At 66.9% G+C, this 25,759-nt stretch carries 17 protein-coding genes; 9 read left to right on the top strand and 8 right to left on the bottom strand.

The annotated features are described in order from the left end of the window. Positions 1-20: 20 nt before the first annotated feature. The 3 genes from IFT87_RS13170 to IFT87_RS13160 form a co-directional block, all read right to left on the bottom strand. Positions 21-359 (bottom strand): hypothetical protein, encoded by a 339-nt coding sequence (locus IFT87_RS13170; protein WP_042467360.1) that lies wholly within the window; start codon positions 357-359, stop codon positions 21-23. 88 nt (positions 360-447) lie between these two features. Further along, on the bottom strand, positions 448-1,263 hold the full coding sequence (locus IFT87_RS13165; protein ID WP_031441127.1) for a transglutaminase-like domain-containing protein: 816 nt from the start codon (positions 1,261-1,263) through the stop codon (positions 448-450). A 13-nt stretch (positions 1,264-1,276) separates the two neighbouring features. Further along, positions 1,277-2,203: a transglutaminase family protein gene (locus tag IFT87_RS13160; protein ID WP_052148920.1), complete on the bottom strand. Its 927-nt coding sequence runs from the start codon at positions 2,201-2,203 to the stop codon at positions 1,277-1,279. A 16-nt stretch (positions 2,204-2,219) separates the two neighbouring features. Here IFT87_RS13160 and IFT87_RS13155 point away from each other — a divergent pair, with 16 nt between their 5' ends. From IFT87_RS13155 to IFT87_RS13125, 7 genes are all read left to right on the top strand, one after another. Next, a complete protein-coding gene (locus IFT87_RS13155; protein ID WP_192008790.1) occupies positions 2,220-3,017 on the top strand; it encodes an N-formylglutamate amidohydrolase in 798 nt (265 codons plus the stop codon). A 124-nt stretch (positions 3,018-3,141) separates the two neighbouring features. Then, positions 3,142-6,057, top strand: coding sequence for a PAS domain-containing protein (locus IFT87_RS13150; RefSeq protein WP_192008789.1), 2,916 nt, complete (start codon positions 3,142-3,144; stop codon positions 6,055-6,057). Between the two features lie 122 nt (positions 6,058-6,179). Continuing rightward, positions 6,180-7,148 carry a cytochrome c oxidase subunit II gene (coxB, locus tag IFT87_RS13145; RefSeq protein WP_037527821.1) on the top strand — a complete coding sequence of 323 codons (969 nt, stop codon included), beginning with the start codon at positions 6,180-6,182 and terminating at the stop codon, positions 7,146-7,148. After that, the gene (ctaD, locus tag IFT87_RS13140; protein ID WP_192008786.1) at positions 7,145-9,691 is read left to right on the top strand and encodes a cytochrome c oxidase subunit I; all 2,547 of its coding nucleotides are present in this window, start codon (positions 7,145-7,147) and stop codon (positions 9,689-9,691) included. Before coxB ends, ctaD begins: the two co-directional genes overlap by 4 nt. After that, positions 9,688-10,089 (top strand): hypothetical protein, encoded by a 402-nt coding sequence (locus IFT87_RS13135; RefSeq protein WP_042467339.1) that lies wholly within the window; start codon positions 9,688-9,690, stop codon positions 10,087-10,089. The genes ctaD and IFT87_RS13135 overlap by 4 nt, the downstream gene beginning before the upstream one ends. Beyond that, the gene (locus IFT87_RS13130; RefSeq protein ID WP_031441122.1) at positions 10,086-10,706 is read left to right on the top strand and encodes a cytochrome c oxidase assembly protein; all 621 of its coding nucleotides are present in this window, start codon (positions 10,086-10,088) and stop codon (positions 10,704-10,706) included. Before IFT87_RS13135 ends, IFT87_RS13130 begins: the two co-directional genes overlap by 4 nt. Next, on the top strand, positions 10,703-11,746 hold the full coding sequence (locus tag IFT87_RS13125; protein ID WP_192008784.1) for a c-type cytochrome: 1,044 nt from the start codon (positions 10,703-10,705) through the stop codon (positions 11,744-11,746). The genes IFT87_RS13130 and IFT87_RS13125 overlap by 4 nt, the downstream gene beginning before the upstream one ends. A 34-nt stretch (positions 11,747-11,780) precedes the next feature. Here the strand turns inward: IFT87_RS13125 and treY are convergent, their stop codons facing one another. From treY to IFT87_RS13100, 5 genes are all read right to left on the bottom strand, one after another. Further along, a complete protein-coding gene (gene treY, locus IFT87_RS13120; RefSeq protein ID WP_037527705.1) occupies positions 11,781-14,198 on the bottom strand; it encodes a malto-oligosyltrehalose synthase in 2,418 nt (805 codons plus the stop codon). Further along, the gene (gene malQ / locus IFT87_RS13115) at positions 14,195-16,177 is read right to left on the bottom strand and encodes a 4-alpha-glucanotransferase (protein ID WP_192008782.1); all 1,983 of its coding nucleotides are present in this window, start codon (positions 16,175-16,177) and stop codon (positions 14,195-14,197) included. The genes treY and malQ overlap by 4 nt, the downstream gene beginning before the upstream one ends. Continuing rightward, a complete protein-coding gene (gene treZ, locus IFT87_RS13110) occupies positions 16,174-17,883 on the bottom strand; it encodes a malto-oligosyltrehalose trehalohydrolase (protein WP_192008780.1) in 1,710 nt (569 codons plus the stop codon). Before treZ ends, malQ begins: the two co-directional genes overlap by 4 nt. Next, complete coding sequence (glgX, locus tag IFT87_RS13105; RefSeq protein ID WP_192008778.1) at positions 17,880-19,982, bottom strand: glycogen debranching protein GlgX; 2,103 nt, start codon at positions 19,980-19,982, stop codon at positions 17,880-17,882. The genes treZ and glgX overlap by 4 nt, the downstream gene beginning before the upstream one ends. A 184-nt stretch (positions 19,983-20,166) precedes the next feature. After that, complete coding sequence (locus IFT87_RS13100) at positions 20,167-21,840, bottom strand: alkaline phosphatase D family protein (RefSeq protein WP_192008776.1); 1,674 nt, start codon at positions 21,838-21,840, stop codon at positions 20,167-20,169. A gap of 166 nt (positions 21,841-22,006) precedes the next feature. Here IFT87_RS13100 and IFT87_RS13095 point away from each other — a divergent pair, with 166 nt between their 5' ends. Then, positions 22,007-24,433, top strand: coding sequence for a TonB-dependent receptor (locus IFT87_RS13095; RefSeq protein ID WP_192008774.1), 2,427 nt, complete (start codon positions 22,007-22,009; stop codon positions 24,431-24,433). 184 nt (positions 24,434-24,617) lie between these two features. Continuing rightward, the gene (locus IFT87_RS13090) at positions 24,618-25,721 is read left to right on the top strand and encodes an NADH:flavin oxidoreductase/NADH oxidase (RefSeq protein WP_192008772.1); all 1,104 of its coding nucleotides are present in this window, start codon (positions 24,618-24,620) and stop codon (positions 25,719-25,721) included. The last annotated feature ends 38 nt before the right edge of the window (positions 25,722-25,759 follow it).

The following is a 25,759-nucleotide window of genomic DNA, read 5'->3' as shown; positions in this document are numbered from 1 at the left end:
GGCGCCAGTCCGTTTGGCGGTCAGTTCGGCTCGACGACGAAAAGCGTCACGCCCTCATATTTGATGTCGTGCGGGTTGAAGACGGCGTCGGGCCGGAACCCCTCGTCGATCACGACGATATCCTTCAGCCCGGCGAGCTTGAACGTGCCGAGCTTGATCTCCTTGGGCGGCTGTCCGTCGCGCTGCAGCGTGACCGCGTCGACGAACACGTCATCATGGCGCGTGAACAGGATATGCGGCGCGAGTTTGACATGCATCCGGTTGTAGACCGCGGTCACGCACTGGCGCAGCGCGATCGCTTGCAGCAGCAGCGCGTTGGCGTTGCTCGGGACGGAACCGGGTGTCGAAGAAGCAGGCATATGGTGCATCGCAGCATTGTTTAATGGTGTTGCGGCGTTCGCACGAACGCCGGCGGGGTGACAAGCGTAAACCGACGCTGCGGCGGGCTCAAGCCGCCGCGTCGACGCTGTCGGTGTGGACGTCGAAGCCCACGAGCCGCGCTGGCCCGAACGTCGTCGTGAGCGCGGCATCGGTCGCATCGCGGCCGCGCGCCATCAGGATCCGGCCGATCCGCGGCTGGTTGTGTCGCGCGTCAAACGTATGCCAGCGGCCGCCGAGATAGACGTCGAACCACGCCGAAAAATCCATCGGCGCATCGACCGGGGGAATGCCGATATCGCCGAGATAGCCGGTGCAATAGCGCGCCGGAATGTTCATGCAGCGGCACAGCGTGATCGCGAGATGCGCGAAATCGCGGCACACGCCCTGCTGTTCCTGATGCGCATCCCAGGCGGTCTTGGTCGCCCGCGCATGATGATAGCCGAATTCGATATGGTCGTGCGTGAATTGCACGATCGCCTGCACGCGCGCCCAGCCTGAGGGCACATGCCCGAAGAGCGACCAAGCGGTCTCGGACAGCCGGTCGGTCTCGCAATAGCGGCTGCCGAGCAGGAAGACGAGGATCTCGTCCGGCAGATCCTCGACGGCATGCTGAACGGCATCGGGATCGACTGGGTCGGGCTGCCCGTCATCCTCGATCGTGAAGTCGCACGACAGCGTCAGGCCGCCGGCGGGGACGGTCATGCGCGTGCAGACATTCCCGAACGCGTCGAGATAATCGTAGATCGGGACGTCGGGGCTTGCGACGATCCGGTGCGGGGTGACCAGATCGCGGTTGCGCGACGGGTGAAGGCTCAGCATCGCCATCAGCGGCGTCGGAACATCGGCTTCGAAGCGAATATCATAGCCGGCGCGGATCAGCATGCGGTCGTCTTTCTCATGCCCGGACCGGCTGCGGCGCGAGCGGGGTTGTGGCTGTAGGGGCGACGTCCGGACCGTCGACGGCGATGTCGACTGAGACGGTCATGTCGAGGAAGCTGCCGGGGAAGCCCGCCCAGCTTCCCGAGATCGGCACGGCCTGGTAGATGTCGCGGGCGATCGCGACGCGGATCAGCCCGCGACTGCCGATGATGCCGTTGGTCGGATCGAACTCGACCCAACCCGATCCGGGCAGATAGATGCGGACCCAGGCATGCGTGTTGCCGCCCCCGGTCCGCTGCTCGCGGCCTGAGGGGTTGTAGACATAGCCCGACACGAACCGCGCCGCGAAGCCGAGCGCGCGCGCCGCCTCGATCATCAGCATCGCATAATCGCGGCAGGTACCCTTGCGGCGGGCAAGCGTCTCGATCGGCGACTGTGTCCCCTTTTCGGGGCGCGGCACATAGGTGAAGTCGCGCCGGATCGCCGCGGTCATGTCGGACAGCATCGCCAGCGTATCCGTCCGCCCCGAGGGATCGAGGAACCGCCGCGCCCAGCGATCGATCTCGCGATGCGGATCGTGATGCTGGCGCTCGATCGACCGCAACAGGTCGGGCATGTCCTCGGACGAATAGGTGAACGGATAGGAGCGTGCGTATTGCTCGATATCGACCGTCGCGAGTTCGGCGGGGCTGTGATCAAGCCGCACCCGGCTGTCGAACACGAGTTCGCGCGAACGGCGATCGAAGGTCGCGATCGCCACCGAGTTGCCGAACACGTCGTGCAGCCAGCGCACCTCCGACGGTTCGGGGGTTATGGTCAGCTCGGCCGAAATCAGCTGCTGGTCATGGCTTTCGCGCGGACGGACCATGATACGGTGCTCGCCAAATGCTACCGGTTGCCGGTAAGTGTATCTCGTCACGTGAGAAAGTGTGAGAAATGGCATTCAGGATCCGTATCGCATGACCAACCGGACCGAGGGACCGCTGATCGCGGCAGGAGACAGGCCTCCGACCGTCATCATCAACCCGAAAGGCGCATCATCGTTCCTCCTGATCGGCGATCATGCTGGAAATTCAGTGCCCGTGTCGCTCGGGTCGCTCGGTCTCGACGATGCCGAACTGGGCCGGCACATCGGCTGGGACATCGGCGTCGGCGAGGTCGGACGGTTGCTGGCGAACCGGCTCGACGCGGTCTTCATCCACCAGACCTATTCTCGGCTGGTCGTCGACTGCAACCGGAGCGAGACGCAACCCGATGCGATCGCCGAGACCAGCGACGGCACGCCGATCCCCGGCAATCGCGACCTGAGCGAGGCGGATCGAGCCGCGCGATATGCGGTGATCCATGCGCCCTATCATGCGGCGATCGCGGCCGAGATCGCACGCCGGGATGCCGCCGGACAACCGACCATTCTGGTTGCGCTGCACAGCTTCACCCCGGCGATGCGCGGCGCGGACGGAGCGGCAATTCGGCCCTGGCATATCGGCATCCTGCACGATGGCGGCGACACGCGCTTCGCCCTCGCGATGCTCGAGGTACTGGCAGATGAGCCCGACCTCGTGGTGGGCGACAACGAGCCCTATCGGATGGACCTGATCGACTATACGATCCCGCGGCATGCCTATCCTGCCCGGCGTTTCTATGCCGAAATCGAAATCCGCCAGGACCTGATCGGCGCACCCGACGGCTGCGCCGCCTGGGCCGAACGCGTCGCGTCCGCCCTGACATCCGCCAGCGCGCGCGTCCGTTCCGCATGACACCAAACTTCCCGGGGATCGACCACCGCCTGTCTCGCGTTTGACGACCCGGGTCCAGTGACGCCGGCTGCATGGCTGGTCGTATGCCGGACCCGAGTTGGTGTTCCTGCGAGTAGAAAATTCGATGCCCTCGAGTCCGAACAATGTCCCCGGGAACGACCGTCAGCGCGTATCGGCACGTCCCGGCGAAGGCGACTATCGCGAAGTGTTCACCGCGATCGATATCGGCTTCGGGCTGGTCGATCTGATCTTTGACGGCGATCGCGTGATCGATTGTCGGTTCCTCGAGGCGAACGCGCAATTTCTCCGGCAGACGGGCTTGCGCGACCCGGTCGGACAGACCTGGCACGCGCTGCAGCCCGCACTGGATGGCGATTGGATCGGGACGTTCGGCGAGATCGCCCGGACCGGGCACGCAACCCGGTTCGAGACGCGCGTGGCGCAGGGCGATCGGCGCTATGATGCACAGGTCGCGCGGATTGGCGAGCCGGGCTCGGTCAGGATCGCCGTGCTGCTCAGCGACGTGACCGAGCGGCACAGGACAGAGACGCTCGCCCGCGAGGCCGAGGAACGGTTGCAGCTGGCGCTTTCGGCCGGGGGCGGGATCGGTACCTGGGACTGGGACATCGCCCGGGATCGCGTCACCGCCGATGCCCGGTTCGCTCTGCTGTACGGGGTGGATCCGGCGGCGGCATTGGCCGGCGCACCGATAACGACGTTCTTTCAAGGCATTCATCCGGACGACCGCGCGCGCACCGAGCAGGCAATCGAGATGGCCGTCCAATCGGGCGGCCCCTTCGAAGCCGAATATCGCCTGCTGGAGCGCGACGGGACGATCCGCTGGGTGATCGCGCAGGGCCGTTGCGAGCGCGCGGCCGACGGGACTGCGCTACGTTTTCCTGGGATCAGCTTTGAAATCACCGCCCGCAAGCTCGCCGACGTGCGGCAAACCGCGTTGCTGGCGCTCGGCGATGCGATTCGCGATCTGACCGACCCTGCGGCAATCGCCTATGCAGCGGCCGAAATCCTCGGCCACGCCCTGCAGGTCAGCCGGGTCGGCTACGGTGTGATCGACACCCTTGCCGAGACGATCACCGTCGAGCGGGACTGGAATGCGCCGGGAACACGTACCCTGGCGGGCATGCTGCAGTTCCGCGACTATGGGTCCTATATCGAGGATCTGAAGGCAGGGCGCACGGTCGTGATCGCCGATGTCGAGCGCGACCCGCGCACCGCTGCGGGTGCTGCCGGCCTGAAGGCGATCAGCGCATGGTCGTTCGTCAACATGCCGTTGCTCGAACAGGATGCCTTCGTCGCGCTGCTCTATGCCAATCACGATCAGCCGCGAGTCTGGGCGGACGAGGAACTCCAGCTTATGCGCGAGGTCGCGGACCGGGTTCGTGCGGCGACCGAGCGGCTGCGTGCGGAAGCAGCACTCCGCGAGAGTGAAGAACAGTTCCGCGTCTTCGCGCAAGCGGTGCCCAGCCTGATCTGGGCGGCGCGTCCCGATGGCGAGATCTACTGGGTCAACCAGCAGGTCTATGATTATGCCGGTATTTCGCCCGGCGCTCTAACTGGATCCGGCACCTGGCTGTCACTGGTTCACGCCGACGATCGCGAGGCCACGGCGACGACGTGGCAGGCCGCACGCGATACGGGCACTACCTATGCCGCCGAGTTCCGGTTGCGTAGTGCTGATGGCGGCTACCGATGGTTTCTTGCTCGCGCGGAGCCGGTACGGACCATCGGCGGCCAGATCACGCGCTGGGTCGGCACCAATACGGACATCGACGATGGCCGCCGGCATGCCGCCGAACTGCTCGCCTGGACCGAAACGCTCGAGGATCAGGTCGCCGCGCGCACCCGCGAGTTGATGGATGTCGAGGCCGCACTGCGCCAGAGCCAGAAGATGGAAGCCGTGGGCCAGCTGACAGGCGGGCTGGCACACGACTTCAACAATCTGCTGACGGGGATCATGGGCAGCCTCGAATTGCTCGGCATCCGCATCGCACAGGGACGGCTGGGCGATGTCGAGCGTTACTCGCTTGCCGCACAGGGTGCCGCCAAGCGTGCCGCGGCGCTGACGCACCGCCTGCTGGCCTTTTCGCGGCGGCAGACGCTCGACCCCCGGCCGACCGACGTCAACCGGTTGATCGGCGGCCTGGAGGAGCTCGTGCGCCGGACGGTCGGGCCCGATATCGCCGTCGAGGTGGTCGCCTCCGCCGGGCTGTGGTCGACGCTCGTCGATCCCAACCAGCTTGAAAACGCGATCCTCAACCTGTGCATCAACGCGCGCGATGCGATGCCAACCGGCGGGCGGCTGACGATCGAGACGGCCAATCGCTGGATCGACGCGCGGATGGGCCGCGACCGCGATCTCGAACCCGGACAATATGTCTCGCTCTGCGTGTCCGACAACGGCACCGGCATGCCGCCCGAGGTCGTCGCCAAGGCCTTTGATCCGTTCTTCACGACCAAGCCCTTGGGTCTGGGCACCGGGCTCGGCCTGTCGATGATCTACGGCTTTGCGCGCCAGTCGGGCGGACAGGTTCGGATCTATTCGGAGGTCCGGAAAGGCAGCAATATCTGCATCTATCTGCCGCGGCATTTCGGTCCGTCGGACGAGGACGAACCGCAGCCCGACTTTGCCGAGGCCCCGCGCGCTATCCGTGGCGAGACGGTGCTGATCGTCGACGACGAGCCCACCGTTCGCATGCTGGTCGTCGAGGTGCTCGAGGAACTGGGCTATGCCGCGATCGAGGCCGCGGACGGGCCTGCCGGCTTGAAGATCCTCCAGTCCGACACGCGCATCGACCTGCTGGTCACGGATGTCGGCTTGCCGGGGGGGATGAACGGGCGGCAGATGGCGGATGCCGCGCGCGTAGGCCGTCCGGACCTCAAGATCCTCTTCATCACCGGCTATGCCGAAAATGCGGTGGTCGGCAACGGCCATCTCGATCCGGGCATGCACGTGATGACGAAACCCTTTGCGATCGACGCGCTGGCCGACCGTATCCGCGATCTCATCCGCCTGCCCTAGTCCACATGCCAGGCCACCCCTGCCCGGGTTGTGCCAGTTCATGACGGAAAGTTCATTTAAGGGGTTTAACGCCGTTTCGGCCACAGCTAGAGGATCTGCTCAAAGGGGAAGCTAAGGCGATGATGCGGAAGGCAAGTTTACTTTCCGTCTGGGCGTGCCTGCCGGCGCTTGGCGCTTGCAACCGGCACCAGTCGACGCTGGCCCCGTTCGGCGAACAGGCTGATCAGGTGCTGTCGATCACCATCGTGCTGGTCGTCGGCGCGGTCGTCTTGGCGCTTGGCCTTGCGCTGCTGATGCGGCATGCGATCCGCGCGCCCGAGGGGCGGATGACGCACAAGGGCGGGATGAAGATGGTCCTGTGGCTCGGCGGGATCGGCCCGTCGATCCTGTTGCTCGCGCTGCTGCTCTACGCGTTGCCCGCGATGCGCCCACGACCGGTCGCCGATGCCGACCTGCGGATCGGCGTCGATGGCGAGCAGTTCTGGTGGCGCGTACGTTACGCCCCGCCCGGCGGCGCGGTCGTCGAGGCAGCGAACGAACTCCGCCTCCCCGTCGGCCGCACCGTCGAGCTGTCGCTGCGCAGCCCCGACGTGATCCACAGCTTCTGGGTGCCGGGGCTCGCGGGCAAGATGGACATGATCCCCGGCCGTACCAATCGCCTCGTCGTCCGCGCGACCAAGGCCGGAACATATCGCGGCGTCTGCGCCGAATTCTGCGGGCTGGGGCATGCGCTGATGGCATTCGACGTCGTCGCGATGGAGCCTGCCGCGTTCGAGCGCTGGCTCACCGCGCAGGCGCGTCCCGCGACGGTCACCGCATCGCCCGGCGCGAGGTTGTTCGCCAGCTATGGCTGCAGCGGCTGCCACAGCGTGCGCGGGGTGGGCCCGGCGGCAAAGATCGGCCCCGACCTGACGCATTTCGGATCACGTCCGACGCTTGCCGCAGGGATCCTGCCGATGACCCACGCCAATATCGCGCGGTTCGTGCGTCAGCCCGGCAAGACCAAGCCCGGCGTGCGCATGCCCGCCTTCCCGCAGATGTCGGCCGCCGAAGCCGACCAGATCGCCAGCTATCTTCAGGGGCTGAAATGACGACCGACAGTCCGGCCTATGTCGCCCCCGACCAGAACGATCCCGCCGTCCGAAAGGGCCAGGAGGATCGCCTGCGCGAGGTCTGGAAACCGCCGAGCGGCTGGTTCTTCCGCTGGACCGACGTCAACAATAACCGGATCGGCGTCTGGTACACGCTGACCGCGTTCGGCTTCATGCTGTTCGCAGGCGTGCTCGCGCTGATCATGCGCACGCAGCTGGCGGTGCCGAACAACGATCTCGTCACCGCGAACACGTTTAACCAGCTGTTCACGCTGCACGGCTCGATGATGATGTTCCTGTTCGCTGTGCCGATGTTCGAGGCGGTCTCGATCATCCTGCTGCCACAGCTGCTCGGCGCACGCGACCTGCCCTTCCCGCGGCTCTCGGGCTTTGGCTATTGGAGCTTCCTGATCGGCGGCGTGTTCGTCTCTGGATCGATCTTCTTCGATGCCGCGCCGGATGGCGGCTGGTTCATGTATCCGCCGCTGACGACGCGGACCGATCTGAGTGGGCTCGGCGCGGACATCTGGATGCTCGGCCTCAGCTTCATCGAGGTGTCGTCGGTCGCAGCCGCAGTCGAACTGATCGTCGGCGTGCTCAAATGCCGCCCGCCCGGCATGCGGCTCAACCTCATGCCGCTCTACGCCTGGTACATCCTCGTCGTCGCGGTGATGATCCTGTTCGCCTTCCCGCCGCTAATCGCAGGCGACGTGCTGTTCGAGATGGAGCGGCTGCTCAACTGGCCGTTCTTCAACGCGGAAAAGGGCGGCGACCCGCTGCTGTGGCAGCACCTGTTCTGGATCTTCGGCCACCCCGAAGTCTATATCGTCTTCCTGCCGTCGATCGCGCTGTTCGCGATGCTGATCCCGACCTTCGCGCAGCGGCATCTGCTCGGCTATCCGTGGATCGTGCTGGCGGCAGTCGGCACTGCGTTCCTCAGCTTCGGGCTGTGGGTCCACCACATGTTCACGACCGGGCTGCCCAAGATCAGCCTCGCCTTCTTCGCGGCAGCGTCCGAGGCGGTTGCGATCCCGACCGGTGTCCAGATCTTCGTGTTCATCGCGACGCTCTGGGCGGGCAACGTCAAGAAATCGACGCCGTTGCTCTACGCGAGCGGCAGCCTCGCGGTGTTCGTGATCGGCGGGCTTACCGGTGTGATGGTCGCGGTCGCACCGTTCGACTGGCAGGCGCACGACACCTATTTCATCGTCGCGCATCTCCATTACGTGCTGATCGGCGGGACGCTGCTGCCGCTGTTCGCCGGGCTCTATTATTACTGGCCGCTGGTGACCGGCAAGAAGCTGTCGGATCGGCTCGGGCGGACCGCGTTCTGGATCATGTTCGTCGGCATGAACCTGACCTTCTTCCCGATGCATTTGTCGGGCCTGCTCGGCATGCCGCGCCGCGTGTTCACCTACCCCGAGGAACTCGGCATCGGCGGGCTCAATCTCGCCTCGACCGCCGGCTCCTACATGTTCGCGCTCGGCGTGCTGATCGTCTGTATCGACCTCGCGCTGTCGCCGCGCCGCCCCAAGGCGCCGCGCAATCCGTGGAACGCAGGGACGCTCGAATGGCTGGCGCTGCCCGATGACGAGGACTGGGGCATCCGCTCGGTCCCGCTGATCGAGAGCCGCTATCCGATCTGGGACCAGAAGAATTTCGTCCAGAAGGTCGACGAGGGTCGTTTCTTCCTGCCCGACGCGGAGGAGATGCGGCGCGAGTCGATCATCACCACCGTGCTCGACGCACGACCGTTGCAGGTCATCCGCCTCGGCACGCCCAGCGTGAAGCCGATGATGACCGCGGTCGCACTGGCGGGCGTATTCATCCTGACGACCTATCACCTTTATCTGCTGTCAGCGCTCAGCGGCGTCGCGACGCTCGCCTGCGTGCTGTGGTGGCTGTGGACCGGCACCGCCGAGATCCCCGAAAAGCCGACCAAGCATATCGGGCACGGGATCAAGGTGCCGCTCTATACCTCGGGGCCATCGGCGCCGGGCTGGTGGGCGATGTTCATTACGATGATGGCGGATGCGACCGCGTTTTCGGGCCTCGTCTTCGGCTATTTCTTCTTCTGGACGATCCATAGCAATTTCCCACCCACGGGCGCGGGGCTGGACGGACCGGGCGTATTCTGGCCGATGGTCGCGCTGGCGCTGACGTTGACCGGCTGGGCGGCGACCGTCGGCGCGCGCGAGGTGCATCGTCGCGGCAACGTCGCCGTGGGCCGCCTATTGCTGGTCCTCGGCATCGTCGCAACGCTGTCGAGCCTGTTCGCCGGGCTCGCCGGGCCGTGGTATTCGGGGATGGACCCTGAACTGCATGTCTATCCGGCGATCGTCTGGACGCTCGCGATCTGGACGGCGGTGCATGCCGCGATCGGCGTGATCATGCAGGCCTATACGCTCGCGCGTAGCCTCGCGGGCAAGATGACGCCGGTCTATGACGCCGATCTGCGCAACATCACCGTCTACCATCATTTCCTCGCACTGACGGGCATCGTGACGTTCTGCACGATCGGCCTGTTCCCGGGGGTCGCATGACAACACCGAAGGACAATCGGAAACACTGGGCGCGCGACCTGAAGGTCACGTTGTGGACGCTGATCGTCCCGCCGACGATCTGGGCCGTGCATTTCCTGTTCTGCTATCTGTGGGTCGCGGTGACGTGCGCCAAGTCCCCCACGCCGGCGACAGCGCTGACGGGCTTTCCCGTGGCGACCCTGATCGCGACGATCGTCGCGTTGCTCGGCATCCTCGCCGCGGGCTATATCGCGCGTGTCCAGTCGCAGACGCCGGGCGACGCCCCGCCGCATGACGAGGGGACCGCGATCGACCGGCTGCGCTTCCTTGCGCTGTCGACCCGGCTGCTCGCAGGCCTGAGCTTCGTCGCGGTGATCTTCACCGCGCTGCCCGTGATCGTCTTCGGCGACTGCCGATGAGGCGCGCGAGCCTCGCGCTCGGCGTCGCGCTGGCGCCGATCGGCTGGGCGTTCGCCGCCGCGCCGCTCGGCATGGTCGGCCACATGACCGGCCACATGATCGCCGTCGCAGTCGCGGCACCGTTCCTCGCCTATGGCATCGCGGGCAGCCGGTTCGATCCCGCCGAGCGCTGGCCGACGATCGTCACTCCGCTGGCCATGTCGCTGGTCGAGCTGGTCGTCGTGTGGCTCTGGCACCTCCCCGCGCTCCGGCTGCGCGTCGACATGCAGCCGGTTGCGCTGCTGCTTGAACAGGCGAGCTTCCTCGCGGCCGGCCTGCTGCTCTGGAGCGCGGTGCTTGGCACGCGCACCGGTGGCGCGACCGACCGGCGCGTATCGGGCGTCGCGGCGATGCTGCTGACGTCGATGCACATGACCCTTCTCGGCGCACTCGTCGGCCTCGCCCCGCGGCCGCTTTACGCGATGATGGCGATGCACCCGGCCGCGCACGGCCTCGACGCGCTCGAGGATCAGCAGCTTGGCGGCGTCGTCATGCTGATGGTCGGCGCGGCAAGCTATTTCCTCGGCGGGCTCGCGATGCTCGGCGGAGTATTGAAGACACGGAGCGCGACGGCATGACGATCCGCATTACCTGGGCGCGCGCGATCGCCGCGATCGTCGCGCTGGCGCTTGCCGGGCTGTTGTTCGCCTGGTCGGGCGTGTTCAACATCGCCGCCTCGTCAGGTCATTGGAAGATCACCGACTGGTTCCTTCACTGGACGATGCGCAACTCGGTGCGCACGCACGCCGCCTTCACCGCGCCCAACGATCCCAAGGCGAATGAAGGCCTCGTCAGCGCCGCGGGCCTGTTCCGGGCAAGCTGCGCCTCGTGCCACGGTGCGCCCGGCGTGCGTCCGCTGCCGGTGATGCAGGCGGCGACGCCCCCCGCTCCCGACCTCGCCGTCAACGCGCGCGAATGGACCGACAAGCAGATCTTCTGGATCCTCAAGCACGGCGTCAAATACACCGGCATGCCCGGCTGGGCGGCCAAGGATCGCGACGATGAGGTCCGCCGCATGGTCGCGTTCGTCCGCCTGTTGCCGGAGATGTCACCTGCGACCTATCGCGCCCTGACCGAAGTTCCGGGCAGCGGTACCGCCGGTCCTGACGCAGCACGAATCGCCGTCTGCGCCGGATGTCATGGCACAGACGGCCGCGGCCGTGGCCAGCCCGATATGCCCGTGCTCGGCGGCCAGAGCCCCGCCTATCTGCGTGCCGCGCTTCAGGCCTATGCGACCGGCAAGCGCCAGAGCGCGGTCATGGCCAACGCCGCCGCGACGCTGACGCCCGGAGAGATGACGCGGCTCGCGCGGCATTTCGCGGCCATGCCGGGTCTCGGCACGACCACAGCGTCGGGCAGCGTGAATGCCGCGCGGATCGTCCGCGAGGGCCTGCCTGCCAAGCAGCTTCCCGCCTGCGCGAGCTGCCACGCGCCGGGCAAGCCCTACCCGGTGCTCGCCGGGCAGAGCGCCAGTTACATCGCACAGCGTCTGCGCAACTGGCGGGGCGACGAGACGGTGGTCGACGCGCGCAAGTCGCAGGCGACGATGCCGGTGATCGCGCGCCGCATCCCCGAGGATATGATCGACCCGATCGCGGCGTATCTGGCCGGCAAATAAGCTGCGTCCCGCCGTACGCGGGACGCAGCCCGGGTCAATCGCTCGCCGCGACGAAGACCGGTCCGTCCACGAAAAGGTCGGCTGCGCGCTCGCCGGTCGCGAGCCGCGTTTCACCCCACCATGCCGCAGGAACCGCCGCCCCCGATTGATCGAGCAGTTCCGCCGCGCAGCGTAGCGCGACCGCGACCCGCAACGTCTGCCCATTCGCGCGGCGCTCGAAGGCGAGGACATGCGCGGCACGCGGTCCGGTCACGTCGAGAGGGGCGTAGTCGCCTTGGGCGAATATTTCGGGTGAGGCCGCCCGGGTCGCGAGCAGGCGGGCGATCAGCGCGAGCTTTGCAGGCGCATCGTGCTCGAGCAGGCGCGCGCGGCAGGCATAATCCACCGGCCGGCGGTTATCCGGATCGACCAGGCTGAGATCCGCCAGCTCGGTGCCCTGATACAGATCGGGAACCCCCGGCACGGTGTAACGCAGCGCCGTCTGAACAAGCGCATTCGCCTGCGCCGCCGCCGCGGTCGCTTCGACAAGATCTTGCAGCTCGCGCAGAAACCGCGCGGAACGATCCGGGTCGAGCAAGGCGCGGGCGAGTACGTGACAGCGGTCCTCATAGGCCTCGTCGGGCGCCTCCCAGGACGACCGCAGCTTGGCCTCGCGCAGCGACTTTTCCTGCCACCCGACGATGCGCTCGGCAAAAGCGGCAAGCCCTGCGCGATCGTCGATCTGGAGCCCCTCGGGCCACGCCCCGAACAGCGTCTGCAGCAGCATATACGTATCGCCTGCATCCACCGCGTCGTCGATAGCGGCCGCCGCTGCGACCCAGCCCGTCACAGTCTCACGCCAGCGCACCGGGATCTCGCTCAGCACGGCGAGCCGGGCACGCACGTCCTCGCCACGCTTGTGATCATGCGTCGCCGACGCCAGCATCGCACGCGGCCAACAGGCGGCACGCTCCGCCATCGCGGCATGAAACGCCTCGATGGGCAACGTGAAGGCCGCGGGGTCGAACCCGACGTCGTTGCGCGACAGCAACCGGCCATAGCGGTAGAAGGCGGTGTCCTCGACGGCCTTCGCCACGATCGGTGCCGAGAGTTGCTGGAACCGCCTCACCGCGGCCGCGGCGAGATCCGGATCGCCCGGCCCTTCACCGGCGAGCCAGTCTAGGATCAGGTCGACGACCGGTCCTTCGCCGGGTGCCAGATGCGTCGCGACCCGCTCGCGCACGATCGCCCGGATCGCGGCATCGGCGGCGGGTGCCGCGATGCCGGTGCCATAGGTGCGATAGACCGGGAAGACCCAGAGCATGCGCTCCACCGCCCGCCGGATCATCCCCGTCGTCAGCCCGTCCCCTTGCGGCGTCGACCGTGCCAGCGCGACGAACGCCGCGACGCATCGGGCAAGCTGCCCCTCGAACTGCCAGGACAACATGTCCTGACGCGCGCGCAGATCCTCGGGCTCGAACGCGGCCGACCGGCCGCTGATATCCGCCCACAGTTCGGCGAGCGGTGCGGCGCCGTCCTCGTCATGCAACAGCGCGGTGACCTGCGCCATGAAGTCGTACCCGCTGGTACCATCGATCCCCCAGTCGGTGGCGAGCGGTTCGCCCTCTGCCAGGATCTTCTCGACGACGATATAGGCCGGATCCGCGCCAGCTGGCGTGATCGCATCGAAGTGCGCGCGCAGCGTTCGGCAATAGCCGGCGGGGTCGGTCAGTCCGTCGACATGATCGACCCGGACACCGTCGATCAGCCCCTCGGCATAGAGGTCGAGATACAGGCGGTGGCTCGCCTCGAACACTGCGGGGTCTTCCGCGCGCAGTCCGGCGAGATCGTTGATCGTGAAAAACCGTCGCCAGTTGAGATCGTCGTTCGCGGTGCGCCACGATGCCAGCCGGTAATGCTGCCGATCGAGCAACGCGGCCAGGTCGTCGCTCGTGGCGGTCGCGTGATCCTCGGGACGCAGCGGCAGACGGTGCTCGCCATAGGCGACGAGCATCGGCACATCGTCGACCATTTCGACGCCGAGCGCACCCTGCGCGATCGCCACCGACACCGGATCGCCCAGAATCGGGAGCAGGACGGGTTCGCGCCAGTCGATATCGAAGAATTGCGCATAATGGCTCGACGCACCGTTCGCAAGGACGTCGTTCCACCAGCCATTCTCGCCGCCTGCCACGCCCATGTGATTGGGAACGATGTCGATGATCATGCCCATCCCGTGCGCCTTCAACCGGTCGACGAGCCGGCGAAACCCCGCCTCGCCACCCAGTTCGGGATTGATCCGGGTCGGATCGACGACGTCATAGCCGTGCGTCGATCCGGACCGTGCCGTCGCGATCGGCGAGGCGTAGAGATGGCTGATCCCGAGCGCGGCGAGATAAGGCACCTGCGCCTCGGCGTCCGCGAAGGTGAAGTCCTTGTGGAACTGCATCCGGTAGGTCGCACGTGGCGTCATGACGCGCGCGCCGTTTCGATCAGGGCGATGCGTGCGGCAGTGTCGGGGCGCGCGAGCAGCGCGTCGGTGTTGTCTGGCATGCGTCTCCGCCAATTGGGGTGTTCATCGGTCGTGCCGGGAAGATTAGGCTGCTCGACGAGACCGACGAGGTCCTCGAGCGGGAAGATCGCCAGCCCGCATGGCGTCCGTGCGACATGCGCCAGCGCCGCGTCGACGACCGGCGCGGTGTCGCTCGGATCGGGCTGTGGCTCCGGCGCACCGAGCGCGGTCCACAGACGGGACCGATCTTCGGCGCGGGCGGCATGGTCGGCCGCCTCGTCCGCCGCCTCGCTGGTCCGGCCAAGGGCCCAGTTCCAGGCGATATCCCGCCCCTGCCACCAGCCCGCGATCGTCGCCAGATCATGCGTCCCGCTCATCGCGACCGCATCGACTGACCAGGATTCGGGGGAAATGAAATTACCGTCACCGTCGCGCTCGAACCAGAGCACGCGCATCCCCAGCATCGCCCGTGCGTCCATCGCCTCGCGAAACCCGTCGGGCAAGGTCCCCAGATCCTCGCCGATGATGATCGCACGCGCGCGGTGCGATTCGATCGCGATGATCCGCATCATGTCGGCAAAGGGCATGTCGAGATACGCCCCGTCCGCCGCCGAGGCGCCGTCCGGCACTACCCATAGCCGCCGCAGGCCAAAGGCGTGATCGATGCGAAGCCCGCCGGCATGCGCCAGACCCGCACGGATCGTCGCGATGAACGGCGCGAAGCCGTTTGCCGCCAGCGCGCGCGGATCGAATCCCGTGATGCCCCAGGCCTGCCCGTCGGGGCCCAGCGGGTCGGGTGGCGCACCGATCGACAGACCGTTCAGCAGATCACCCCGCCGCCGCCACGCATGGCTGCCGCCCGGATCCATGCCGACCGCGAGATCCGCGACCAGACCGACCGCCATGCCGCCATCAAGTGCCGTGCGCTGCGCCCGTTCAAGCCCGGTATCCGCCAGCCACTGAAGGAAGACATAGAAGTCGCACGTATCGCGCTGCTCGGTCATGAACGCGGCCACCGCGGCGCCATCGGGATCCTGATAGGCGGCAGGCCAGTCCCGCCATCCCCGGGCGCCCGACTGCGCAAGAAAATGCGCGTGAAGCGCGTCGAACGCGGCGTGGAAACGCAGGTCACTGCCGCCCCTAGCGCCGAACGCCTCGACCTCGGCCCGTACGGTGTCCGACAACGTGTCGAACCGTCGACGCAATGCGACGAGGCGATCCGGGATCGCGCCCGCCCAGTCGATCAATGCGCGCGGCGACCCTGCGTCTGCCTGCGCATCGCCCGCTATCACGGACGGAACGGCGAGCATGACGTTGAGGAACTGGCGGCTCGACGGGGCATAGGGGCTGAACCGGGTCGCATCCGCCGGGAACAGCGCATGTGTCGGGCTGATCGCCACCGCATCGGCACCGCGCGTCGCGAACGCGCGCACCGTGTCCGCAAGCGTGCCGAAGTCGCCGAATTCAGTGCCCCGGCCGTCGCGCAGGGCCGGGATCTGCACCGCCGGGCCCCAGAGACGCCCACCTGCGTCGACATCCGCAATCGTGACGCAGCGCGGTGGCGCGATCGCGAGCCGGATGTCCCGGCCGCCGATCGTGAGCATGTGGTATCCCGGCTCCGTGATGCCCGGCAGTTGCTCGTCGACGATCGTCACGGCACGCGACGACCCGTCCTCCAACGTCAGGATGGCAGGTCCGTCGCCTGCTCCAACCGACACCCGCGCACCGATATCTGCCGAGACGAACGACGGAGGTTCGGCACGCGCCGCGCGTGCGGTAGCCAGGCTGGCGCGTATCGCTGCGTCGCAGTCGGCTGGAAGCCCGAGCGCGCTCAGGATCGCTCGCAACGCCTCGTCGGCTACGGTCTGCGCACGCCCGCCGGCATCCTGCCACCGGGGCTGCAAACCAGCGGCGGCGGCCAGGTCGTGGAGCAGACTCATGCCGCCAGCCACACGGCGACACTCGCGGGCTGCCCCGCATCGCCCTGCGCGAACAGCATCTCGCCGGAGGCCTCCGGAAATGCGACCGGATCCTCGCCGAGATTGAGCGCGATCGTGAGCACCGCGCCGTCGCCCAGCGTCCAGCGCGCGACGACCGCTGCCGGCCCGATCGCCTCCGCGCCCATCGCGCGCGTGCCGGACAGGCGCGGTATGATCGCTCGCTGCCGGACCGCGGTCAGCGTGCGATAAAGATCGCGCCACGCATCGGCGTCGGGACCAGGCGCAGCAACCGACGCCTCGAAGGTCGCGCGCGCATTCGGATCGGGGATCGCCGCGCGGGCGGATTCGTCGGCGAACGCGGCAAACTTCGCGAATTCCCGGCGCCGGCCATCGCGCATCGCATCTGCCAGCTCGTCATGGAAGTCGGTGAAGAACAGGAACGGCGTCTCGCTCCCCGTCTCGTCCCCCATGAACAGCAGCGGGATCTGCGGGCAGAGCAGCAGCAACGCGGTCGCGGCACGCAGCCGCGCGTGATCGGTGAGCGCCGTCAGCCGCTCACCAAGCGCCCGGTTGCCGATCTGGTCGTGGTTCTGCAGAAACGACACGAATGCGGTCGGCGAGAGGTGCGCGCTCGACGTGCCGCGTGGCTTGCCGTCATGATTGGCCGACCCCTCCCCCTGATAGATGAACCCTTCGCCCAGGCACCGCGCGAGACGCTCGGCCGGCCGGTCGGCGAAGTCGGCGTAATAGGCGCTGGTCTCGCCCGTCAGCAGCACGTGAAGGACATTGTGGAAGTCGTCGTTCCACTGCGCGTCATAGCCGCCGGACCGCAGCCGATCGGCGTCGTTGCGCTCGTTCTCGAGGACGAGGTGGACCGGCCGGTCGGTCACCGTCGCGCGGATCTCAGCCGCCATCGCATCCAGAAACCGGTCATTGTCGATCGCGTGAACGGCGTCGAAGCGCAGCCCGTCGATCCGATAGTCGGTGAGCCACATCAGGGCGTTGTCGATGAAGTAGCGCGCAACGGGCTCGACATCGACCGCCACCGCCCCGCCCCAAGGCGTATCGACGTCCTTGTGAAAGAACGATCCGGCATAGGCGCCGAGATAATTTCCGTCGGGTCCGAAGTGATTATAGACGACATCGAGCAGCACCGCGACGCCCAGCGCGTGCGTCGCGTCGACCATCGCCCTCAAATCGTCGGGCGTGCCGTAGCTCTCGGCGACCGCATAGGGCAGGACTCCGTCATAGCCCCAATTGCGCGTGCCGCCGAACGCCGCGACCGGCATCAGCTCGATCGCGGTCACGCCGAGCGCGGCGATCTCGGGCAGGCGTGCCGTGATCCCGGCGAAACCACCCATGGTGCCGGCATGGACCTCCATGATCACCAGCTCCTCCCAGCGCCGCCCGCGCCAGTCGGTCGATTGCCAGCGATACGCAGCGGGATCGACGGTGACGCTCCAGCCATGCACACCACCCGATTGCTGGCGCGAGGCCGGATCGGGCACGACCAAGTCTTCGCCGATTCGGAAGCGATAGCGCACACCTGCCCCGACATCGGCGGTCGCGGTGAACCATCCGTCGGCCTGCCCGTCCATCAATATCGCCGCGGCCCCGTCGATCTCGAGCGTCGCCCGGTCGGCATCGGGCGCCCAAAGCCGGAACGCTGTGCCGCCGCTCGTCGGCGTCGCGCCCCACGCGCTCATGCCGGATCCATCGTCCAGGACAGCAGCGCCGCACCCTGTGGTGCGAGGTCATAGCTGTCGGTGATCGGCATCGGTAGCTGATCGGGCTTGGCGCTGTCGATCAGTACCATACGCTCGACCTCGGAGGGCGGTGGCATGGTGAAGGTCAGCGGACCCTCCGACGCGTTCAGCAGCAACGACACGACCTGGATCCTGCCATCCTCGCACAGCGCCGCACGACGCATCGTCAGCGCACGGCCATTGGTGTTTTCCCAGTCCTCAGGCGACAGCTGGACACCGCGCTCGTCCCACCATTCGATGTCCTTCAGACCCTCCGCCGGGGTATCCTCGCCGTAGAGGAAATTGCCCGCGCGCAGCATCGGATAGTCGCGCCGCAACGCGGCCAGCCGCGCGGTGAAGTCGATCAATGCTTCGCCCTCGGGGGTCTTCGCCTGCGTCCATTCGAGCCAGCTGATCTCGTTATCCTGGCAATAGGCGTTGTTGTTGCCGCCCTGCGTCCGCCCGAACTCGTCGCCCGCGACGAGCATCGGCGTGCCGAGCGAGGCGAACAGCGTCGTCAGCATCGAGCGCGCGACCCGCTTGCGCGTTTCCGCGATCGCGGGATCGTCGGTCGGCCCCTCGACACCCCAGTTGCGCGAGCAATTGTTCGAATGGCCGTCGCGATTGTCCTCGCCATTCGCCTCGTTGTGCCGTTCCTCATAGGCCGTCGTGTCGGCGAGCGTGTAGCCGTCATGCGCGCCGAGCAAATTGACGCTGGCCCAGGGGCGCCGGGCACGGCGATCGAACAGATCCGCCGACCCGGTCAGCCGCGCCGCCAGATCCGCCCGCTGCGCATGGTCACCGCGCCAGAACTTGCGGACGGTGTCGCGGTACTTGTCGTTCCATTCGGCAAAGCCCGGGGGGAAATTACCCAGCTGATAGCCACCCGGACCGATGTCCCACGGTTCGGTGATCAGCTTCAGCCGGCCCAGCACCGGATCCTGGCGCAGCACGTCGAAGAAGCCGGCGCCCGGATCGAAGCCGGTATCTGTCCGCCCCAGCGTCAGCCCGAGGTCGAAACGGAACCCGTCGATCCCGAAGCTCGTCGCCCAGTAGCGCAGCGAATCCGCCACCATCTGGATCACCCGCGCCTTGGTCAGGTTCAGCGTGTTCCCGGTCCCCGTGTCGTTGATCGAGAAGCGCGGCTGATCCTTGACCAGCCGGTAATAGCTCGCATTGTCGAGCCCGCGCCACGACAGCGTCGGCCCCTGCTCGGACCCCTCGCACGTGTGATTGTAGACGACATCGAGGATCACCTCGATCCCCGCCGCATGGAGACGGCGGATCGACCGGCGCAGCTCGTTGTGACTGTCGGTCGCGAAGAAGGAGCGTTCGGGCGTGAAGAAATTGAGGGTGTTGTACCCCCAGTAATTCCGCAGCCCCTTCTCCTGCAGGAACCGGTCCTGCGTATAGCTCTGGATCGGCAACAACTCGAGCGCGGTCACGCCCAGCCGCTTCAGATGATCGATGACCTTGGGATTGCCGAGCGCGGCGAACGTCCCGCGTTCCGAGGGCTGTACCTCGTCGAACAACTTGGTCAGGCCCTTGACGTGCGCCTCGTAGATCACCGTCTCGGACCAGGGCGTGTTCGGGCGAACGTCGCGCGACCAGTCGAAATGGCTGTCGGTCACGACACCCTTGGGCATGGTCAACGCATTGTCGCGCCGATCGAAGCTCAGATCTTCGCGCGCTGACTTGACCTGATAGCCGTACATCGCGTCGGTCCAGCGCAGTTCGCCGGTCATCGCCTTGGCATAGGGATCGAGCAGCAGCTTGTTCGGATTGAACCGGTGGCCCTCTTCGGGTGCGTACCGGCCATAGGCGCGATAGCCATAGGACAGCCCCGGCTGCGCATCGGGGAGATAGCCGTGCCACACCTCGTCGGTCCATTCGGGCAGGACGTAGCGCTTGAGTTCACGGCGGCCGCTGTCGTCATAGACGCACAGCTCGATCTTCTCGGCATTGGCCGAATAGACCGCGAAATTGACCCCGAGCCCGTCGAACGTGGCGCCGAGCGGATAGGCCGAACCGGCCTCGAGCGTATCAGGCAGAAGATGCAAAGCGAGCCCCCAGATTGACGCCAACCTCCACCATTCTAGCAGCGCGGCGGCGTGTCAGGGCGAAAACCCGCCTGCTCTCGGCAATGTTCCCGGTTCGGTTTCTTTTCCCTGTCGACGCAAAATCATCGGTCGGATCGAGCAAGGCGGGTGACGCCGATCGGCGTCACCCGGTGCATCGCCGCCGCTATCCGAGCTGCTCGAGTTTCGCTTCCGGGGCTGCGGCCGAGGCGCGGAACCGCGCGACGCTCGTCTCCTCGAACGGCTTGGCAACAACCGTCGATACCGTCTTGAAGTCCGCGGTGGCATGGTCCGGCGTCAGCGTCAGGACGATGAACCCCTTGCGATCCTGGTCGCAGAAGCGGACCTCGTCATTGGCGTCGGCGATCAGGGTCCCGATCCCCGGTATCAGCGAACCATAGGACGGGCTGGTGATCGCGGTCGCACCAAATTCGACCGCGACGAGCTTCCCCGATGCATCGTGCAGATCGTTCGCCCAGCCGGCATGGCTATCCCCCGACAGTACGACCGGTCGCGACCCCGACCGCTTGAACGCGGCATAAAGCCGTTCGCGCGCTGCGGGATAGCCGTCCCAGCTGTCGAAGTTGAACGGCAGACCCGCGCGATAGGATGCCATGCTCGCCATCAGCGCCGTGCGCCATTTCTCGGGGAGCCGCGCCATCATCGCGGCGAAGCGATCGGGGCCGAGCTGCTTCTCGATATCGGGGCCGGCGACGCGCGCCATCACCACCTGGTTGCCGAGTACCTGCCACGGCTTGCCCGCCGTGACTGACGCCGCCATCGTCCGCTCGATCCAGGCGAGCTGCGGTGCGCCCAGCATTTCGCGACCCGGCTGCGCGCGCTCCGCCATCATCGGGGCATATTCGGCAGGCGCAATCGCCTCGCCCTTCGCCGCGACCTGCCTGCTCCGCGCGAGCAGCCGCGTCTCGACCATCACCAGCGTCGCGAGATCGCCGAACTCGAAGCTGCGGTTGATTGCCTCCCACGGCTCGCCGGGCTTCGGATCGCGGATCGGCATCCATTCGAAATAGGCCTGCATCGACGCGGCCTTGCGCGCCTTCCAGTCGCCCTCGGTCGCCGGGTCATGGTTCTCGGCGCCACCGATCCAGTCGTCATTGGCGACCTCGTGATCGTCCCACACGCAGATGAACGCCGCGCGGGCATGCGCCGCCTGCATGTCGGCGTCGCGCTTTACCTGCGCGTGACGCATCCGATAGTCGGCGAGCGTCACGATCTCATGCGTGGGCTCGACCAGACGGCCGATCTTTTTGCCGATGTCGCCGCCATAGCCGTCGATGGCATATTCATAGATGTAGTCGCCGAGATGCAGCACCGCGTCGAGCCGGTCGAGTTTCGCGATCGAAGCATAGGCGTTGAAGAACCCGCCGGGGTAGAGCTGGCACGACACCACGCCCATGACGACATCCGCCACCGCGCCGCGGGGCAGCGTGCGGACCCGGCCGACGGGTGAGCGCGTGCCCGCCGCGGTTTCGAACCAGTAGCGATACTCTGTCCCGGGTTTCAGCCCCGTCACCGCAACCTTGGCGGTGAAGTCGCGCGCCGCCCGCGCCGCGATCCGGCCCGAACGGAGGGGCGTGTCGCCCTCGCGCAGCGCGACATGCCAGGTCAGCGCGATATCGCCGGCCTGTTCCAGATCCTGCGGGGTCGCGCGCGTCCACAGGATCGCGCCGTCCGCCGAGGGATCGCCGCTCGCCACGCCGTGGTCGAAGCGCGCTGCCCCCGCGCTGCCGTTCGTGCGCGCCGCGGTGGCGAGGCCGGGAAGCGCGAGCGCGGAGCCGGAGCCGAAGAGCGTGAGGGCGTCGCGGCGATTGATCGTCATAACAGTGCCTTTTGCGGTGATGCCGCCTGCTAGGGGCGCTCGGCGTCAGTCACGTTGCGGCAGCGTTACGCCGCGATGACAGGCCGTCACGCGTGGGTCATGTATCCGACGCGGAACCGTAACGACCCCGCCCTAGGTGCTCGCTCACTGACAATCGGGGGACTTCATGACGACCATTTTTACGCGCCTGGCTCTGGCCGCGCTTGCTGCATCCTGTTCGACGGGTGCGCTTGCCCAGGCGATCGTCGCGCCCGATCCGGCGACCGGCACGGCCGCCCGCGCCGACGTGACGGGCGGCGACGACATCGTCGTCACCGCGCAGAAGCGCGAACAGCGGATCGAGGACGTGCCGTTGACCGTCACCGCGCTCACCGGCGCGAAGATGGCGGATATTGGCGTCAACTCGCTGTCCGAAGTCGCCGCCTATATTCCCGGCCTGCAAATCCAGGAGCAGAGCGCGAACAACCCCGGCTTCGTGATCCGCGGCATCACCTCGGACAATGGCTCGTCGCAGCAGGGTGCGCGGGTGACGCTCTATTATAACGGCGTCGACATCAGCCGCTCGCGCGGCGCCTATCAGGATCTCTATGATCTCGAGCGGATCGAAGTCGTGAAGGGCCCGCAGGCGACGCTGTTCGGCACCGCCGCCGCGGTTGGTGCCATCAACCTTATCTCCGCCAAGCCGCAGCCCGGCACCTCGGGTGCGATCACCGGCTCCTATGGCAATTACAACCGCACGCAGGTGTCGGGCTTTATCAACGCCGGCAACGACGTGCTGTCGGGACGGCTCGCCTTCGCCTATAAATATCGCGACGGCTATGTCCGTAACATCGCCGGCGATGCGAACATCCCCAACCAGAACCAGGGCAAGGTCGATCAGGACGATCTGAACGGGCAGGACCAGCGCGGCATTCGCGGCTCGCTGCGCTTCCGGCCGAACGACGCGGTCACCGCCGATCTCGTCCTGACCTATGATGGTCAGCGCAATCCCGGCACCGCGTTCAAGAGCCGCGCGCATGCCCCGACCGGCGGCCAGACGGGCGATTACGGCAATGCCGAACTCTCGGGCTCGCCGTTCAGCGCCGAGGCGCTCGGCGCGCGCAAGCTCGGGCTCGACCGCAACGTCTATGACGCCAACCTGACGGTGTCGGTCGATCTGTCGCCCGGCATCACCTTCACCACCGTCAACGGCTATCGCCGCTTCGACGCACTCGAAATCTTCGACGCGGATGGCGGCCCGGCCTGGTATCTCGAGTTCGCCGAGGATGCGAAGGGCGACCAGTGGAGCCATGAGAGCCGCTTCGCGTTCGACGGCCCGAAATATCGCGCATCGTTCGGGTGGAACGCCTTCTTCGAAAACGGGTCGCAGCGCGTCCCCTTCTCGACCGAGGAGGGCACCTATATCGCTTGCTCGATCGCCACGGCCTATCAGCCGTTCCGTACCGCGCTGAACGGCGCGGGGATCCCGACCGGCCCGGGCTGTGTCGCCGCCAACGGCACGATCCCGGCGGCGACCCGCGCCACCGCGATCCTCACCGGCGGCCGTTCGACGCAGATCCCCTATTCGTCCGAGTTCACCAATTACGGCAACAACGACACCTATTCGGTGTTCGCCGATGCGACCTATATCCCGATCCCGGCGCTCGAGCTGACCGCCGGCGCACGCATCCTGATCGAGGATCGTCAGTCGGGCTATTCGTCGATCCAGCCCAATTCGCAGATTCTCGCCGCGCTGGGCGTCCGCACCAGCCTGCTTGGCACCGCGAACACCAACGGCGTGAAGTTCGAGGCGGACCAGAGCTTCGCCGCGATCCTCCCGCGCTTCAACGCGCTGTTGAAGCTCGACGACGATGTCAGCCTTTACGGCACGATCAGCAAGGGCCGGCGCTCACCGGTCGTCCAGTTGGCGGCACTCAACGCCGTCAACGGCGTACGCCCCAATCTTCAGATCGTGCCTGAGGAAAATGTCTGGAACTACGAAGGCGGCATCAAGGGTCGCGTCGGACCCTTCACCGGCGCGGCATCGGTCTTCTATCAGACCTATGACGGGTTCCAGGTCTCGGTAAACGAGGTCAATCCCGCCAATGGTGCGGTCGTCGCGGTCACGCGCAGCGCGGGCTCGGCGAAGAATGTCGGCGTCGAGCTCGAGGGCAATCTGGCGCTTGGCCAGTATCTCTCGGTGTTCGGGACCTTCGCCTATCTCGACGGCGGGATCGCGGACCAGCCTGCAGGCACCTTTGCCGGCAACCGCTTCCGCCTCCAGCCGAGCACCACGGCATCGGGCGGCGCGACGCTCCGGCTCCCGCTCGGCGGCGCGGTCTTCTATGCGACGCCGAGCGCGAATTACCGGTCGAAGGTGTTCTTCGAACTGCCCAACAGCGCCGCGATCAGCCAGCGCGGCTACACGCTGGTCAACCTGCGTGCGGGTATCGAGCTCGCGGACGGGCGCTACCGCGTCGGCGGCTTTGCGCGCAACCTGACGAACAAGCGGTACCTGATCGACGCGGGCAACACGGGCGGCGGCTTCGGCATCCCGACCTATATCGCCGGCGAACCGCGCTTCTACGGCGTCGAGCTCGGCGCCAAGTTCTAAACAGCCCTGTCCCACCCTGTCGTTCCGGCACGCGCCGGGACGGCGGGGACCATCCGCGGGCCTGGGCCAGGTGGCGGGTCGCTTCTTGGGCGGCTCCTAACCCGGCCCCGTGCGTTGACGCGCATTCCCCATCGCATGAGGTTCTCAAGATGCGCGCCATCCCCATCGCTACGGCCGTTTCCGCATGAGCGGTCCGCAGCTCTTCACGCCGTTCAAGGTCGGCAAGCTCGATCTCGCCAATCGGATCGTCATCGCGCCGATGTGCCAATATTCGGCGGTCGACGGCTGCATGACCGACTGGCACCTGATCCATCTCGGGCATCTCGCGCTGTCGGGCGCGGCCCTGATGATGCTCGAAGCCGCCGCCGTGACGCCCGAGGGGCGGATCACCTATGCCGATGTCGGGCTGTATGACGATGCGAGCGAAGCGGCGATCGCGCGGACACTCGACAGCGTGCGCCGCTGGTCGGACATGCCGATCGGCATCCAGCTGTCGCATGCCGGACGCAAGGCGTCGTGCGAGGTGCCCTGGAAGGGCGGCGGTCAGATCGCGCCCGACGCTGAGCAGGGCTGGCAGACCGAAGCCCCCTCCCCGGCCGGTTTCCTGCCCGACGATACGCCGCCGACGGCGCTCGATCGCGAGGGGCTGGCGCGACTGCGCGACGCGTTTGCCGCCGCGGCGACGCGCGCGGCTCGCCTCGAGATTGATGCGATCCAGCTGCACGCCGCGCACGGCTATCTGCTCCACCAGTTCCTCTCGCCCTTGGCCAACCACCGCGACGACGACTATGGCGGCAGCCTCGAGAACCGGATGCGCTTCCCGCTCGAAATCTACGACGCGGTCCGCGCCGCCTTCCCGGCGGATCGCCCGGTGACGATGCGCGTATCGGGCACCGACTGGGTCGAGGGTGGCTGGGACGGTGAACAGACCGTCGCCTTCGCAAAGGCGCTTGGGGCTCGCGGGTGCGACGCGATCCACGTCTCGAGCGGGGGCCTCAGCCCGGACCAGCAGATCCCGGTCGGCCCGAGCTATCAGGTCCCGCTGGCGCGTCAGGTCAAGCAGGCGGTCGGCATCCCCGTCGTCGCGGTCGGCCTGATCACCGACTATGAACAGGCCGAGGCGATCATCGGTACCGGTGACGCCGATCTCGTCGCGCTAGCCCGGACCCTGCTCTACGATCCACGCTGGCCGTGGCATGCCGCCGCACATCTCGGCGGCCATGTGAAGGCGCCCAACCAGTATCTCCGCTCACAGCCACGCCAGTACAAGGACCTGTTCAAGGCCTGACGCCAACCGCGACCCTCGCAGGTCGCGGCAATGTCTCC

Source organism: Sphingomonas sp. CFBP 8765 (assembly GCF_014841445.1).
Taxonomy (GTDB): Bacteria; Pseudomonadota; Alphaproteobacteria; order Sphingomonadales; family Sphingomonadaceae; genus Sphingomonas; species Sphingomonas aerolata.
This window is presented reverse-complemented; position numbering and strand designations above follow the sequence as displayed.

What these genes read in the sequence shown, in the direction of transcription:
- IFT87_RS13170 (WP_042467360.1), bottom strand. Translation starts at nt 359, where the DNA reads ATGCCTGCTTCTTCGACACCCGGTTCCGTCCCGAGCAACGCCAACGCG.
- IFT87_RS13165 (WP_031441127.1), bottom strand. Translation starts at nt 1,263, where the DNA reads ATGCTGATCCGCGCCGGCTATGATATTCGCTTCGAAGCCGATGTTCCG.
- IFT87_RS13160 (WP_052148920.1), bottom strand. Translation starts at nt 2,203, where the DNA reads ATGCCATTTCTCACACTTTCTCACGTGACGAGATACACTTACCGGCAA.
- IFT87_RS13155 (WP_192008790.1), top strand. Translation starts at nt 2,220, where the DNA reads ATGACCAACCGGACCGAGGGACCGCTGATCGCGGCAGGAGACAGGCCT.
- IFT87_RS13150 (WP_192008789.1), top strand. Translation starts at nt 3,142, where the DNA reads ATGCCCTCGAGTCCGAACAATGTCCCCGGGAACGACCGTCAGCGCGTA.
- coxB (WP_037527821.1), top strand. Translation starts at nt 6,180, where the DNA reads ATGCGGAAGGCAAGTTTACTTTCCGTCTGGGCGTGCCTGCCGGCGCTT.
- ctaD (WP_192008786.1), top strand. Translation starts at nt 7,145, where the DNA reads ATGACGACCGACAGTCCGGCCTATGTCGCCCCCGACCAGAACGATCCC.
- IFT87_RS13135 (WP_042467339.1), top strand. Translation starts at nt 9,688, where the DNA reads ATGACAACACCGAAGGACAATCGGAAACACTGGGCGCGCGACCTGAAG.
- IFT87_RS13130 (WP_031441122.1), top strand. Translation starts at nt 10,086, where the DNA reads ATGAGGCGCGCGAGCCTCGCGCTCGGCGTCGCGCTGGCGCCGATCGGC.
- IFT87_RS13125 (WP_192008784.1), top strand. Translation starts at nt 10,703, where the DNA reads ATGACGATCCGCATTACCTGGGCGCGCGCGATCGCCGCGATCGTCGCG.
- treY (WP_037527705.1), bottom strand. Translation starts at nt 14,198, where the DNA reads ATGACGCCACGTGCGACCTACCGGATGCAGTTCCACAAGGACTTCACC.
- malQ (WP_192008782.1), bottom strand. Translation starts at nt 16,177, where the DNA reads ATGAGTCTGCTCCACGACCTGGCCGCCGCCGCTGGTTTGCAGCCCCGG.
- treZ (WP_192008780.1), bottom strand. Translation starts at nt 17,883, where the DNA reads ATGAGCGCGTGGGGCGCGACGCCGACGAGCGGCGGCACAGCGTTCCGG.
- IFT87_RS13100 (WP_192008776.1), bottom strand. Translation starts at nt 21,840, where the DNA reads ATGACGATCAATCGCCGCGACGCCCTCACGCTCTTCGGCTCCGGCTCC.
- IFT87_RS13095 (WP_192008774.1), top strand. Translation starts at nt 22,007, where the DNA reads ATGACGACCATTTTTACGCGCCTGGCTCTGGCCGCGCTTGCTGCATCC.
- IFT87_RS13090 (WP_192008772.1), top strand. Translation starts at nt 24,618, where the DNA reads ATGAGCGGTCCGCAGCTCTTCACGCCGTTCAAGGTCGGCAAGCTCGAT.